Annotated in this window: 11 protein-coding genes, 1 tRNA gene and 2 pseudogenes; 7 read left to right on the top strand and 7 right to left on the bottom strand. The window is 42.0% G+C overall.

All coding sequences use genetic code 11. The features are described 5' to 3' along the window. Positions 1–89: 89 nt before the first annotated feature. Positions 90–578 (bottom strand): tRNA adenosine(34) deaminase TadA, encoded by a 489-nt coding sequence (gene tadA, locus PL11201_RS01495; protein ID WP_079676889.1) that lies wholly within the window; start codon positions 576–578, stop codon positions 90–92. Positions 579–775: 197 nt separating this feature from the next. Here tadA and purL point away from each other — a divergent pair. From purL to purF, 4 genes and pseudogenes are all read left to right on the top strand, one after another. Next, positions 776–2,158: pseudogene (purL, locus tag PL11201_RS01490) on the top strand (phosphoribosylformylglycinamidine synthase subunit PurL); the annotation flags it as partial. A 57-nt stretch (positions 2,159–2,215) separates the two neighbouring features. Next, on the top strand, positions 2,216–2,449 hold the full coding sequence (locus PL11201_RS01485; RefSeq protein ID WP_079676888.1) for a 2Fe-2S iron-sulfur cluster-binding protein: 234 nt from the start codon (positions 2,216–2,218) through the stop codon (positions 2,447–2,449). 98 nt (positions 2,450–2,547) lie between these two features. Further along, a pseudogene (locus PL11201_RS01480) lies at positions 2,548–3,471 on the top strand (AIR synthase related protein); the annotation flags it as partial. Between the two features lie 182 nt (positions 3,472–3,653). Then, positions 3,654–5,132: an amidophosphoribosyltransferase gene (purF, locus tag PL11201_RS01475; protein ID WP_079676886.1), complete on the top strand. Its 1,479-nt coding sequence runs from the start codon at positions 3,654–3,656 to the stop codon at positions 5,130–5,132. A gap of 111 nt (positions 5,133–5,243) precedes the next feature. On the opposite strand, the gene PL11201_RS01470 is transcribed toward purF, so the two are convergent. After that, complete coding sequence (locus PL11201_RS01470) at positions 5,244–6,566, bottom strand: aromatic ring-hydroxylating dioxygenase subunit alpha (RefSeq protein ID WP_079676885.1); 1,323 nt, start codon at positions 6,564–6,566, stop codon at positions 5,244–5,246. Positions 6,567–6,631: 65 nt separating this feature from the next. Next, on the bottom strand, positions 6,632–7,906 hold the full coding sequence (hemW, locus tag PL11201_RS01465; RefSeq protein ID WP_079676884.1) for a radical SAM family heme chaperone HemW: 1,275 nt from the start codon (positions 7,904–7,906) through the stop codon (positions 6,632–6,634). A gap of 315 nt (positions 7,907–8,221) precedes the next feature. On the opposite strand from hemW, the gene PL11201_RS01455 reads away from it, so the two are divergent. Continuing rightward, entirely contained in the window at positions 8,222–9,301 is a 1,080-nt protein-coding gene (locus PL11201_RS01455) for a PIN/TRAM domain-containing protein (protein ID WP_079676882.1), read from the top strand. 222 nt (positions 9,302–9,523) lie between these two features. Here PL11201_RS01455 and PL11201_RS01450 read toward each other — a convergent pair whose 3' ends face one another. Further along, positions 9,524–11,716 (bottom strand): alkaline phosphatase D family protein, encoded by a 2,193-nt coding sequence (locus PL11201_RS01450; protein ID WP_079676881.1) that lies wholly within the window; start codon positions 11,714–11,716, stop codon positions 9,524–9,526. A gap of 92 nt (positions 11,717–11,808) precedes the next feature. Then, positions 11,809–12,735 (bottom strand): glutaminase A, encoded by a 927-nt coding sequence (glsA, locus tag PL11201_RS01445; protein ID WP_079676880.1) that lies wholly within the window; start codon positions 12,733–12,735, stop codon positions 11,809–11,811. A 124-nt stretch (positions 12,736–12,859) separates the two neighbouring features. On the opposite strand from glsA, the gene PL11201_RS01440 reads away from it, so the two are divergent. Beyond that, a tRNA-Asp gene (locus PL11201_RS01440) sits at positions 12,860–12,933 on the top strand. Positions 12,934–13,060: 127 nt separating this feature from the next. Next, positions 13,061–13,201: a hypothetical protein gene (locus PL11201_RS26365; protein WP_159451494.1), complete on the top strand. Its 141-nt coding sequence runs from the start codon at positions 13,061–13,063 to the stop codon at positions 13,199–13,201. Here the strand turns inward: PL11201_RS26365 and PL11201_RS01435 are convergent. Then, a complete protein-coding gene (locus PL11201_RS01435; protein ID WP_042153014.1) occupies positions 13,198–13,557 on the bottom strand; it encodes a hypothetical protein in 360 nt (119 codons plus the stop codon). The two genes, PL11201_RS26365 and PL11201_RS01435, sit on opposite strands and share 4 nt — an antisense overlap. Further along, the gene (locus tag PL11201_RS01430) at positions 13,544–13,873 is read right to left on the bottom strand and encodes a type II toxin-antitoxin system RelE/ParE family toxin (RefSeq protein WP_079676879.1); all 330 of its coding nucleotides are present in this window, start codon (positions 13,871–13,873) and stop codon (positions 13,544–13,546) included. Before PL11201_RS01430 ends, PL11201_RS01435 begins: the two co-directional genes overlap by 14 nt. Between the last annotated feature and the right edge of the window lie 182 nt (positions 13,874–14,055).

Raw genomic sequence — 14,055 nt, 5'->3', positions numbered from 1 at the left:
TTCGCGGGTTGAATAAACCTCTTGACTTGATCTTAAACAGTTTAAAGGGTTTGATTGATCGTGATCAGGACAGTTTTTTCATTGTCTGTTTAACTGCGTTTTTGAGCAAACCAAGATTGTAATTGTTGACGACAGGGAGATTCTAATATTCCACCTAAAACCGATAATTTATGGTAAGAACAGGGACTATCAGGAAGGTTAATAACGGTACGAATGGTTCCGGTTTTAGGGTCATCAGCACCATAAACTAATAACCCCAAACGGGCTTGTAATATGGCTCCAGTACACATTGGACAGGGTTCGAGAGTAACATATAAAGTACAGGTATTGAGATGCCAATTATTTAAGACTTTTCCTGCTTGTCTGAGGGCTAATATTTCGGCGTGGGCGGTGGGGTCACAGTCTCTTTCTTTGCGGTTTTGGGCTTGGGAAATGAGTTGATTATTCTGATTAATAATAATCGCTCCCACCGGAACTTCTCCTGCTTCTCCCGCTTGTTGCGCTAATTCTAAAGCCCGACTCATCCAATATTGATGGGTGGAATAGTCGTTAAAAATTGGGTTTGGGGAACCAGACATCAGGGGGGTGTTTTTGTGTGTTGACTTTTTAATCAAGCGTATGTTCACATTAGCCGTATGAATATTTTACGATGGCTGCGGGAATTTGTCAAGGGTAGCTTCTATCTTTTTCGGCAATTTTTTTAATCAAATCAGTTTTGAGTTAGGAGAAGATAGAATAGGAAATGCTGTGGTGAAAAGTGCGATCGCTTTTAGAGATGTCTACCCAAAATAACTGTCCCTTTTCTGCTGAAGAAATCGCCTCTGAAGGCATCAAACCCGAAGAATATGAAGAAATTGTCCGACGCTTAGGAAGACACCCCAATAAAGCGGAATTAGGGATGTTTGGCGTGATGTGGAGCGAACACTGTTGTTATAAAAATTCCCGTCCCCTCCTCAAACAATTTCCCACCACCGGAGAACGGATTTTAGTCGGCCCCGGAGAAAATGCCGGAGTTGTGGACTTCGGGGAGGGGCTGCATATTGCCTTTAAAATCGAATCCCATAATCACCCCTCGGCTATTGAACCCTTCCAAGGCGCTGCAACGGGAGTAGGGGGAATTCTAAGAGATATCTTTACCATGGGGGCTCGTCCAATTGCCGCCTTAAATTCTTTGCGGTTTGGTTCATTAGAAGATTCCAGAACTCGACAAATCTTTAAAGGGGTAGTTTCTGGTATTAGTCATTATGGTAATTGTTTCGGGGTTGCAACGGTTGGGGGAGAGGTTTATTTTGATCCGGCTTATAACGGAAACCCCCTAGTTAATGCGATGGCAATTGGGTTAATGGAAACCCCAGAAATTGTGAAATCGGGTGCTTCAGGCATTGGAAATCCGGTGTTATATGTAGGTTCAACAACGGGACGGGATGGCATGGGGGGCGCAAGTTTTGCCAGTGCCGAATTAAGTGAAGAATCGATCCAAGATCGTCCGGCCGTACAAGTCGGAGATCCGTTTTTAGAAAAGTCTTTAGTCGAAGCCTGTTTAGAAGCCTTTAAAACCGGAGCGGTGGTCGCCGCCCAGGATATGGGAGCCGCAGGAATTACCTGCTCAACATCAGAAATGGCGGCGAAAGGGGGGGTAGGAATTGAGCTAGATTTAGACTTAATTCCGGTACGAGAAACGGGCATGGTTCCCTACGAATATCTGTTATCGGAATCCCAAGAACGGATGTTATTTGTCGCTCAAAAAGGACGGGAACAGGAGTTAATTGATATTTTCCATCGTTGGGGATTACAGGCCGTTGTGGCGGGAACTGTAATTGCTGAACCCCTGGTTAGAATTTTATTCCAAGGAGAAATTGCTGCGGAAATTCCGGCCGATGCCTTAGCAGAAAATACGCCCTTATATCCGCGAGAAATCCTATCAGAACCCCCAGAATATGTTCAAATAGCCTGGCAATGGAAACCGGAAAATTTACCAGAATCTACGGTTTCAGGAATTAAAATTAAGGAAGAATTTCAATCGTGGAACCAAGTTTTATTGACCCTATTAGATACCCCTTCTATTGCTTCTAAACGCTGGGTTTATCGTCAATACGATCATCAAGTTCAAAATAACACCGTTTTAGTTCCCGGGGGGGGAGATGCCGCCGTCATTCGCCTNTCTATTTTGAGTTGAGTTGTAAAAAAATCTAATTCTTAATGATGAAAATTGATTATGAAAATTCATTTTTTGCCCGACGAAGTTACTATTGAAGCCGAACCAGGAGAACCCTTATTAGACGTCGCCAAACGAGCAGGTGTGATTATTCCTACCGGGTGTTTAATGGGGTCTTGTCATGCTTGTGAAGTAGAAATAGACACAGATAATTTTATCTGTGCTTGTATTTCTGCTGTTCCCCCTGGGAAAAGTGAAATGACTATTAATATTTATAGTGATCCGACTTGGTAGGATATTAGGGAATGGGTCATGGGTCATGGGTTGATAGCATTGCCTCCCCTGCCTCCCCTGCCTCCCCTGCTCCCCCTGCCTCCCCTGCCCTAACCCGGGGACTAGCTGCAACAGTAGACTGTAACTCTCGGTATGTGTATCTTGACCCCTACGAAGGGGCAAAAGCAGCGGTAGCGGAAGCCGCCCGAAATTTAAGCTGTGTGGGGGCACAACCGATCGCGGTGACGGATAACCTGAATTTTGGCAGTCCTGAAAAACCGATAGGTTATTGGCAGTTGGCCGAATCCTGTCGGGGGATTTCCGATGGCTGTAAGGCCTTTAATACTCCGGTGACGGGGGGAAATGTCTCCCTCTATAATGAAACCCTGGATGCCGATGGCAACCCGGAATCAATTTATCCGACCCCGGTGGTGGGTATGGTGGGATTAATTACGGATTTAACCAAAGTTTGTGGCCAAGGTTGGCAGGGTTCAGGGGATTTAATCTATCTTTTGGGGGATGACAAAACCTTACCCACCCTGGGGGCGTCGGAATATCTGGCGGTGTTGCATGGCACAATTGCGGGCAAGCCTCCGAGGGTGGATTTTGAGCTAGAACAAAAGGTACAACCCACCTGTAGAGAAGGAATCCGTCAGGGGTGGATCAAATCGGCCCATGATTGTGCAGAAGGAGGGTTAGCGGTGGCCTTAGCAGAATCTTGTCTGAGTGGCAAAAAAGGAGCCCGGGTTAAGCTGAATTTGAGTTCTACTGCTGCTGCTGTCCGTTGGGATGAAGTTCTCTTTGCCGAAGGCGGAGGACGAATTCTGGTTTCTGTGCCTCCTGAATATCAGTCGGTTTGGGAAGAATTTCTACACCAACAGTTAGGGGAAGAAAACCATATCTGGCAAAACTTGGGTGTTGTGGGGTCGGAGTCTGAAGGGTTGCGGATTTTAACCTCTGACGATCAGGGTTTAATTGAGGTGAATCTTTCGGAAATGGGCGATCACTATTTTAATGGGATTGAACGTCGGTTGGACGGTTAAGCCTAATTCCAACCCAAAGATTAGGGAGAGGACAGTAGAGGTGGAGCTTTCTTGCGATTTCGGCTAAAAAGAGATAAGATTAAGAAAATGTTAACTTTTAAGTAGTTAGACTCGCACTATCCAGTAGCCTTGATTCATAAATCCCACTATCTGACTTTGCCAATCAGGAGCAAAACCGTAACATGATTCCAAATGATTCCCTTGATACCCACTCTGCCCAGGTTGATCACGAACGACCCGATAAGCCGGAAGAAGCCTGTGGCGTTTTTGGGGTGTATGCTCCAGGGGAGGATGTCGCTAAACTGACTTATTTTGGTCTATATGCGCTGCAACACCGAGGCCAAGAATCCGCAGGGATTGCCACCTTTGATGGCGAAACGGTGCATTTGCACAAAGAGATGGGATTAGTCTCCCAAGTTTTTAACGAAACTATTTTAAATGACTTAACCGGGAATCTGGCGGTGGGTCATACCCGCTACTCCACAACGGGATCAAGTCGGGTGGTGAATGCCCAACCTGCGGTGGTTTCAACCCGTCTAGGTTCCCTCGCCCTAGCCCATAATGGTAATTTAGTCAATACTGGCGAATTGCGTGAAGAATTAACCCGGCGGGAATGTGATTTTCTGACCACCACCGATAGCGAAATGATTGCTTTAGCGATCGCTTCGGAAGTCAATAATAACAAAGACTGGTTAGAAGGGGCTTTGAGTGCCTTTACCTTGTGCCAGGGGGCCTATAGTTTAGTGATTGGGACACCCAAAGGGATGATGGGAGTCCGTGACCCCAATGGGATTCGACCCTTAGTGATTGGAATTTTACCTAGCACTCCCCAACGGTATGTTTTGGCGTCGGAAACCTGTGGATTAGATATTATTGGGGCGGAATATCTGCGGGATGTGGAACCGGGGGAACTGGTTTGGATCACCGAAGAAGGGATGTCATCTTTCCACTGGAGTCCCAAACCCGCCCGGAAATTATGTGTTTTTGAGATGATTTATTTTGCCCGTCCCGATAGTGTGATGTGTGGCGAAAGTCTCTATAGTTATCGCTTGGAAATCGGACGAATTTTAGCCCGGGAATCCTTTGTTGAAGCGGATATTGTGATCGGGGTTCCCGACTCTGGAATTCCGGCGGCGATTGGATTTTCCCAGGAGTCGGGGATTACTTTTGCTGAGGGATTAATTAAAAACCGTTATGTGGGCCGGACGTTTATTCAACCGACTCAAAGTATGCGGGAGTCGGGAATTCGGATGAAGTTAAACCCGTTAAAGGATGTCTTGGAAGGCAAACGGGTGATTATTGTGGATGATTCGATTGTCCGAGGGACGACCAGTCGCAAAATTGTCAAGGCGCTGCGGGATGCGGGTGCAACCGAAGTTCACATGAGAATTTCTTCTCCTCCGGTGACCCATCCTTGTTTTTATGGGATTGATACCGATAGTCAGGAACAATTGATTGCGGCAACTAAATCCGTTGAGGAAATTCGTCAACAAATTGAAGTGGATAGTTTAGCGTATTTAAGTTGGGAAGGAATGTTAATCGCAACACGGGAAGATACTACTACTTTCTGTTCGGCGTGTTTTACGGGGAATTATCCGATTGATATTCCTGAAAAGGTAAAACGCTCTAAATTGATTCTGGAGAAACCAGTAACGGTTTAACTTCTGCAATAGAACTCATATACCTGCCCAAGAAACCGGATTTCTGACCTAGGAAACCCGGTTTCTATTTTTATAAGGATAAACCACAAAGACGTTGTAAACGAGATCCTTTTACTTTTTCTCTGCATGAATATAATCTACAAAATAAAATTTAGGTTCTAAATAATATTTTAAGATTCCATAAATGCCTAATCCTAAAAGAGCGATCGCGATTAAGGGAATTCCCCATTGTGACCGGACGGGATCGGACATTAAAGCTACACCGGAAACGGTTAATACAAAATAAATTAATAAACCCAACTGTAACTTTTTAATAGTGTTTAAGGCATTGCTACAGCTACTACAGTGTTGGGTATGTTGATGGTATATATCTAGTAATTGTTGACGGTTATCATTAAACGGAAAATAATCGGGGACTGGTATATTCAGTTGTTGCCAAGGTAATTGTCCGTCACAATAACGATCAAACCATTTGCGAAATTCAATAATTAAATGATCGGCACCCGTTGGCATTTTATAAGCGGTTTTCCAAGTTTCCTTTGTGGACTTTTGTTGTAAGAAACGTTCCTGTTGATGGAGTAAAATCATATCGCTATCCAAGACTAAATTTCGCAGCATAATATGATCCCACCATCGAGGAGTAATCTGGACTAAGGTTTTAGCAAAGTTTTGTGGAAAGAAACCAATTAATCGTGATTTTCCGGGTAATACGGGAATACAATAAGCCAAAATTCCGACTTGTTTGCCCCCGGGAAATGCAATCTGATATTCTATATAACAAGGGGGCTGGAATTTAATATTGCGATTGGGAACTGATATTGTTGCTTCAATTAAATTGGTGGTTGATTGGAGGATGTTAAAATCAATGGGTTGAGCATTTTCTCGTTTTCCTTGTAATCCATGATGGGCAAAAGCAACATGACTCGGATCAACAAGATTTTCGACTAAGGTTTGCCAATCATATTCTAATTCTCGACAATAGGAACTCCAAATAAATCCTTTTTCAGCATTAATTTGAGGAGATAGGGGTAAAGGTGTTTTTGCTGCTAATTCAGCCGATAAGGGATCAGCCCAAAACCATAATAAATCTTGTTCTTCTCGGGTGGGAAAGACTTTTACACAAAATTTATCTTTAACTAATTCTGGGTTTTCTGCTTGGGGAATCCGGCTACAAATCCCTTGAGTATTAAATTCCCAGCCGTGATAACTACACATTAAATTTCCGGTTTTTTCATCAATTCTACCTTCACTTAAAGAGGCTAAACGATGGGGACATTGATCTAAAAAAACTTGATAGTGTTGCTGTTGGTGGGGTTTCCAAATTACTAACCTAATTCCTAACACCGTCACAGCTTTGGGTCGTTTGGGGTCAAGATCCGTAAGAAGGGATAAGGGATACCATTGTTGAAAAAAGTTGAATTGTGTTTCTGTCATGTTTTTGTCTCTAAAGATTTTATACAATATATACTAGGGAAAATCGAAATGGAATGCAACCCAAACTACAGATCACTTAATTCTGCAAATAATGTCGATAAAACTTGATTAGAAACTAAGAAACCTTCAGGATCTGTTAATCGGATAAACCCTTGATTTAAGTCCGGTTGAATGGTATTAGAAATAGGTTGTTTCTGGACATCTAAAAATTGCACTAACTCTTGCTGATGAAAAGGGATTAATATTGTTAATATTTTGGCTAGGGTTTCGACTCCAAATTGTTGCGATAGATATTCTAAATTAATTCCTTCTGCTAACCGGAATCCTAACATTAAGGTTTCTAATAATTTTTCTTGGGTTGTATCGACAAATTCAGCAATATCATAGGAGTAATTGCCATTAACCCAAGCATAATATTCTTGTCGTTTTCGAGGTCGAGTTAGGCGATAACCCTGAAGATAACTTGCCGCCCCCATACCAAATCCATAATAGGGTTGTTTTTTCCAGTAGACTAAATTATGTTGACATTGAAATCCGGGTTTGGCATAGTTAGAAATTTCATAATGTTCATAACCAGCTTGAGTTAATAGTTGTTGAGCTAAACGATACATTTGGGCGGTGGCTTCTTCCGTGGGTAAGGGAAATTCACCGGGAGTATAATATCGAGAAAAGGGCGTTTTATCTTCGACTATTAGGTCATAAATTGAGATGTGATTGGGGTTAATTTTTAATAGGGTTTTTAAGGAATATTCCCAATCTTCTAAGGTTTGTTCAGGTAAACCAGAAATTAAATCTAAACTCCAATTTTTTATTCCGGTTTTTTCAATAATATTAATGGCTGAAAAAATTTCATCAACGGTATGCGATCGCCCAGCTAATTGTAATAGTTTATCCTGAAATCCTTGCACTCCTAAACTAATTCGATTTACTCCCAAATCCAGAAAACCTTGTAATTTTTCTTGATCGAAAGTTCCGGGATCTACTTCCATAGAAATTTCTGCATCCGTGGCAATACCTAATTTTTGATCCACTAAATGTAAAATTTGTGCTAACTGATTAACCGATAATAAGGAAGGAGTGCCACCACCAAAGAAAACAGTTTTCAAAGGAGAAATATTATCAGAAATGGATGTTTGGGCAATTTCTTGACATAATACTTTTACATAGTCTTGAATCATGGCAGAATTATCCCCATGTTTGCGATCGCCCACCACCGACACAGCAAAATCGCAGTAAAAACAACGACGGCGACAAAACGGAATATGTAAATAGGCGGATCTGGGGGATTCTAAAGGGGGAAAACCGGATTCAGATGAATTAACAATAGAAAAATTATTCATAATATTTTATATAAACTATAACTTTTTCCGATTCAATTCTAAAGTTTTTCTGAAGAATTGGCAGAATCAGGGAAAAATTGCCCCTACCGACTTTGAAACCCAAAAAAGATGGAAAAGTCCTGAAAAAGCAGGATAGGGGAGAATATAATCCGGGTTTTCGAGAATTTTGAATACCGATAAAGTCAATAAAATAGGTGCGGTCGGTTTTCCCTCACCCCCGAATACCGATCGGGTTTCCCACAGAGGATATAATGGTACACAAACATACGGATATCCTGAACAGGATTTCCCACCCACTTCCATCGGCTTAAAATCATGCTAGATGCAATCATTATTATTTTATTCATAATAGCTGGTGCTGGGACGGGCTTCTACGGCATTGAATTACTTCCGAAACCCGTACTCGATCAGGTCACAAATATCGAAGGACTGCGATCGGTTACGGGTGCATTTACCGCTTTAATCGGAGGTGTTATGGGTTTAGTGGTGCAAACCACCTACCGTCGCCTAGAAGAGCAAGTGCGCCAGATGCCTCTTGATGTATTGATAACCCGTGCTATCGGTTTAGTGATTGGATTATTAGTCGCCAATTTAATGTTAGCGCCGTTATTTTTACTGCCTATTCCCCGGGAATTTGGGTTTATTAAACCCCTATTTGCGGTGTTATCCAGTGCCATGTTTGGATTCACTGGGGTTAATTTAGCGGATACCCACGGACGGGCATTTTTTAGAATTATTAATCCAGGTAGTTTAGACTCGATGTTATTGGCAGAAGGAACTCTCAAACCTGCCTATACCAAAGTAATTGATACCAGTTGTATTATTGATGGTCGGATTGAAAGTTTGTTAGAAACAGGGTTTATTGAAGGTCAAATTTTAGTGCCTCAGTTTATTTTACAGGAGTTACAGTTAGTTGCCGATGCCGCCAATGATCAAAAACGGGTGCGAGGGCGACGAGGATTAGATATTTTAAATCGCCTGCGGGAAGAATATCCCGATCAGATTTCGATTCATCCCATTGATTATGAAGAACCTCAAACGGTCGATGCCAAATTAGTCCGATTTGCTCAAGAAATCAGTGGCACGCTATTAACTAATGATTACAATTTATCAAAGGTGGCAACGGTACAACAAGTTCCAGTTTTGAATATTAATGATTTGGTGCAAGCGATTCGTCCCTCCTATTTACCAGGGGATATTATTGATTTGAAAATTCGCAAGGAAGGTAAAGAACCTTCTCAGGGAATTGGTTATTTAGATGATGGTACAATGGTAGTTGTCGAAGCCGGAAGTGAATATGTCGGAGATCAGGTGCGAGTGATTGTCACCAGTTCCCTGCAAACTTCCGCCGGTCGGATGATTTTTGCCCGTCCTGAACATTCAGTTGTGGCTTAATACAAAAGGGCGGGTTTATGGAGATTGGGGTTAGGTATCTTGAGATTGAGGCGAACCCGCCCCGACCAAAATCGGTCAAGAGTTGCCCGCGACTTTTCTATAACTCCCATAGGACTGCTAAGTAGGTAGGCGTAATTAAACCTAACTATTTAGATAGGGAAAACCCTTGCTGTAAATACCTTTCAGCCACACTGGGATGGTGGGATATTCTCGCCTACCTACTTATATTGAATTAATCACAAATTGACTAATGATTTCTGGCTGACGATTAATCAGATTCGCTGGAATTGACTGGATATCTGTTTGGGTATAAGGTTCAATTCCATAAACATTAACTTGTAGTTTTTGAGTTTGTGGATCAACAATAAATTCAGTCCAACCAAAGTTATGTACCGCAAAATAAGACCCTTTAATTAACTCCGCATTAATTTTGCTTTCATCTAAACCAATGGGGTCATATCCGAATTGATTCAGTTGATTATTCAGAATATTTTCTACTAATTGATCTTTACTTGAAGCCGTATCTAACCCTGCGTAAAAATCCTTAGTATCCTGGGTAATGGTATCAATAGAACTAAAATTCATAATTTCTGAACCCCAGGTTCCGGGAATAAAACTTTCACCTAAATTTAACTGATAACCGATGGGCCCGACCGTAATTTCAATGGCATCGGTTTGAATTTGGGGTTGATCAAAATTTAATTGATAGGTTAACTCATTAACAATAGTTCCCCCGGCTCCGCCCGAGACAAAAACAACATTTTCGATATTATTTTGATCAATAAATTGTAATAAATCCCGACGTTCGGCGGCATATCCTTCCCAACGGTTCGCAGAATCATATAAACCTAAATTCTGAATGGGAACCGGAGAAAAAACAAATTTCCAGTTGATTCCAGTATTTTGGGCATCTAATAAATTAATCTTTAAATCCTCTAATTGGGCTTTTCCTAATAACGTCCGGTTAGGGTCAAAAGAAGATGCTAAAAATTGATTAATTTGACTGTCTAAAGCCGGGTCAGGAACTTGAGGTAAAGGTGCATCCCGAAAAGAACGTGCATCTAATACAAATAACGCCCCATCATTACCAAAGGGTTGATATCGATAGAGTTTTTCTTGATTAGCAGTGCGGGGGTCTCCGGTGTTTCCATAGACTTGATTTCCCACGGGATTATACTCTTTCCAGGCTTGCAAACCGATATTAAATTGATCAGTATTATTAATAAATTGTCCCTCAGTTCCAAAAAATAACTGTTGAGCAGATAAAGCAGGATTTTCTCCCCCGGCAAAACCCGTAATTAAATTTTGATCATTCCAAGTGCTATATATTGTTGTTGCAGCTTGTAAATTTGCCCAAGGATTTAGACCTAAACGGGGCGAAACAATCTCATTATATTTAGTTCTAAAATCCAGGGGAGTAACCGCTTGTTTAACACCTGGTAAATCGGGGGAAATGGTATCAGCAGAAATGGTATTTCCTAGTCCTACAAAAAAGTCTAAATTGCGTTCAGGAACATTATTAACTGACATATAGGGCATTAATTCCCCCTGTCCGTCGGCGGTGGCTCCAAATCTTAATCCACGTTGGGTTTCCTGGGTAGCTGGAGTGCGAAAACTTCCCACCGACGATGTTCCTTCTGCATTAGTAAAACGATAAAAATATTGAGTATTTGGAGTTAAATTATTAGCTGTTAACTTAACGGGTTCGGTAATATCTGTGACGTTACTATAAAGAATTCCCAAAGGATTAATAAAACTGAGATTATTCGCATATTCGAGACTAACAGTTCCCGCCGCCGAACTGCGGGTTAAAAATACCGTGGAATTGGGGGTTGTATCCCCGGTGGCGACTCGATTAGGTAAACTAGAACCTTGGGGTTGAATAAAGGGGGTAAATTGACGATTTTCGGCGGCTCCAATGTTAATATAATGTTCGATTCCGGTGAGTTCATCCCGGGCAACGGCAAGGGCAACATCGGGATTTTGAGCTAAATAATATTTAGAATTATAAAGGGGGGTGGGACTGCGATCTTCAAACTGTCCAAAGTTAACAAAATGTTCAATTCCCGTAATATTTCCCTGGGCAACGATGGCGGCAAGAGACGGATTTTCGGTTAAATAATAGGTACTATCAAATAAAATACTGGGGCTGCGATTTTCCAACTGTCCCAGGTTGATATAATGTTCAAATCCACTGGCAAAAGCTCCACTTTTAACCCCTTGGGCAACGTCGGGATTTGTAGCTAAATAATAGGATTCATCGTAAAGGGGACTAGGTTGGCGAACTTGAAATTGACCGGACTCAATAAAGTGTTGAAATCCATTGGCAATAATTCCACTCGCAACGGCGGCGGCTACATCGGGATTTTGTGCTAAATAAAAGGATTCATTAAATAAGCCATTTGCCTGTAACATAAATACAATTGAATAGGGGATTAATCTAGGATTTAATCCAAATTCTATTCTGGGCTGGCTTTAGATGTCAAACCCCAACAATTTTTCCGAAATTAATTAAATAGACTTAAGTTTAAAGTTCTCACCATTTTTTCAATAAAAAATAAACTCCCGATGGAATTTCCTTGCTGGTCAAGGGGTGGACTGTAACAAGCGATCGCCCCCTGTCGCGGAATAATCGATAATACCGCCCCACTCACCCCCGATTTAGTCGGGACTCCCACCTGCACCGCAAACTGTCCCGATGTTTCGTAGAGCCCGCAGGTGAGCATTAAGGTTTTGACGGTGCGACTAGCAATTTCCCATGGGAGGTTCGTCGGTTGTAGCAATAACAAACCCAATTTTGCTAAATCGGAAATGGTGGCGGATAAACAACAGATTTGGTTATAGGTATCTAGGGTGATCTCGGGATGCTCCACATAGCCCGCAGCTGCTAGGGTGGAAACCAGGGCTTGGTTTTTGGCATTGGGGGCTGAACGCACGGACTCCAGAATATCCGGGTCTAAGACTAACTGACAATTGGCGAATTGATTTAACCAGGAACAGAGATACTGACAGCGAGTATCCGCATCCTTTCCCGGAAGTAATCCCGCTAAGGCGATCGCCCCACTATTAATCATGGGATTGCGGGGCCATCCGCCATCGGACTCTAGCTGTTTGAGGGAATTAAACGGTTGATCGGACGGTTGCACCCCCACCCGTTGGAATACCCGCTCCTCCCCCAATTCCAGCAGTCGATTTAATAATAGAAAGCACTTGATCACACTCATCACCGGAAATCGTAGAGCTTCATTCCCCGCCTGATGGGATTGGCCCTGAAGCGTCAGGATTTTAACAACAAATTCCTGGGGGTTCACCTGGGCTAATTGGGGAATATAGCTGGGTAACTGGCCGAATTGACTCCGTTGTTGTCCTTCCTCAACCCAAGTATTGACCTGCTCCTGAGTTAACTGGTATATGGGCTGAAACCCTATATTCACTGAGAATCCCTCCTAATTTGTTGGCTTCAGTCAGGCTTTCTGAAAAAAAATTCCCAGAAAGGCTTGACAAATTAGAAAAAAGCAGTAATAATAAAAATTGTCGCAAAAAAAAGAACGACAGCAAGGGACTGTAGTTCAATTGGTTAGAGCACCGCCCTGTCACGGCGGAAGTTGCGGGTTCGAGCCCCGTCAGTCCCGTTTTAAAGGTTAAAACTAAAAATAATAGTCGCCCATTCTATTATTGTCAAGTTTCTGAATTATGATCGCACTTTGCCATATTATCAAATTCCCAATTGTAGGGGCAGGTTCGAGACTATCTCTGTCAATGATCAGAAATCTGGCTAAACCTGCCCCGAATGCTCTGTTAATTAGCAAAAATCTGGCTAAACCTGCCCCGAATGCGATCGCAAATACCAAAGAAACAGGGGTTTCTAATTCGGTTTCTGGTGGGGGCGGGTTGATTTAGAAACAAGCGATCGCAGGTTCTTCTTCCTCAACTTCTGTAATATATTCTTTAACATGAATTGAAATCTCAAATCCCAAACTATTCAATAATTCAATAAAACCATAAATTTCAGCACAACCTGATTTTGTTAACAGGTGATTGAGTTTTTCATAACATAATTTGGCTTCGTTTGATAAATCTTGATTTTGATATTTTGCTTCAATTACCTTAGCGATCGCATTTTTCAATAATTCAGGTTCGGGGTTTTCTTCTTCTAATATTGCGGTCAAAAAACCCGCAGCGTGTTCAGAATTTTTCAGCTTTTCAATGATAAAATCATGATAGGGTTTAGAAGTTGGTATTTTAATGTTTGTCATAATCTTTCCAATACTCCTGAGCTTGACGAATATCTTGTTTTTGGGTGCTTTTATCTCCCCCAAACAGCAATAACACAATTTTTAATCCGATTTGTCCAAAGTAAAGGCGATAACCAGGGCCATAATTAATTCTGAACTCATAAACCCCTGCTCCTACAAAACGGTAATCTCCTAAATTACCTAACGCAATTCGTTCTATCCTTGCATCTATTTTATATTGAGTTTTAGCGTCGCTTAGGGATTCGTACCACTGATCAAAGGGAATTTTACCATCTGGTGTCACATAACGTTGAATCTCCCTGGGTTGACTTTCCATAATATTAATTATAGCGATCGCACTTTCCCATATTATCAAATCCCCCAATTGTAGGGGCAGGTTCGAGACTATCTCTGTTAATTAGCAAAAATCTGGCTAAACCTGCCCCGAATGCTCTGTTAATGATCGAAAATCTGGCTAAACCCGCCCCAAATGCGATCGCAAATACCAAAGAAACAGGG

The organism is Planktothrix sp. PCC 11201 (genome assembly GCF_900009135.1).
In the GTDB taxonomy this organism is placed as follows: domain Bacteria; phylum Cyanobacteriota; class Cyanobacteriia; order Cyanobacteriales; family Microcoleaceae; genus Planktothrix.
This window is presented reverse-complemented; position numbering and strand designations above follow the sequence as displayed.

Coding starts and splice junctions, on each gene's coding strand:
- PL11201_RS01485 (WP_079676888.1), top strand. CDS start 2,216: ATGAAAATTCATTTTTTGCCCGACGAAGTTACTATTGAAGCCGAACCA.
- PL11201_RS26365 (WP_159451494.1), top strand. CDS start 13,061: ATGATCAGAAATCTGGCTAAACCTGCCCCGAATGCTCTGTTAATTAGC.
- PL11201_RS01470 (WP_079676885.1), bottom strand. CDS start 6,566: ATGACAGAAACACAATTCAACTTTTTTCAACAATGGTATCCCTTATCC.
- PL11201_RS01435 (WP_042153014.1), bottom strand. CDS start 13,557: ATGACAAACATTAAAATACCAACTTCTAAACCCTATCATGATTTTATC.
- PL11201_RS01430 (WP_079676879.1), bottom strand. CDS start 13,873: ATGGAAAGTCAACCCAGGGAGATTCAACGTTATGTGACACCAGATGGT.
- tadA (WP_079676889.1), bottom strand. CDS start 578: ATGTCTGGTTCCCCAAACCCAATTTTTAACGACTATTCCACCCATCAA.
- PL11201_RS01455 (WP_079676882.1), top strand. CDS start 8,222: ATGCTAGATGCAATCATTATTATTTTATTCATAATAGCTGGTGCTGGG.
- purF (WP_079676886.1), top strand. CDS start 3,654: ATGATTCCAAATGATTCCCTTGATACCCACTCTGCCCAGGTTGATCAC.
- PL11201_RS01450 (WP_079676881.1), bottom strand. CDS start 11,716: ATGTTACAGGCAAATGGCTTATTTAATGAATCCTTTTATTTAGCACAA.
- hemW (WP_079676884.1), bottom strand. CDS start 7,906: ATGAATAATTTTTCTATTGTTAATTCATCTGAATCCGGTTTTCCCCCT.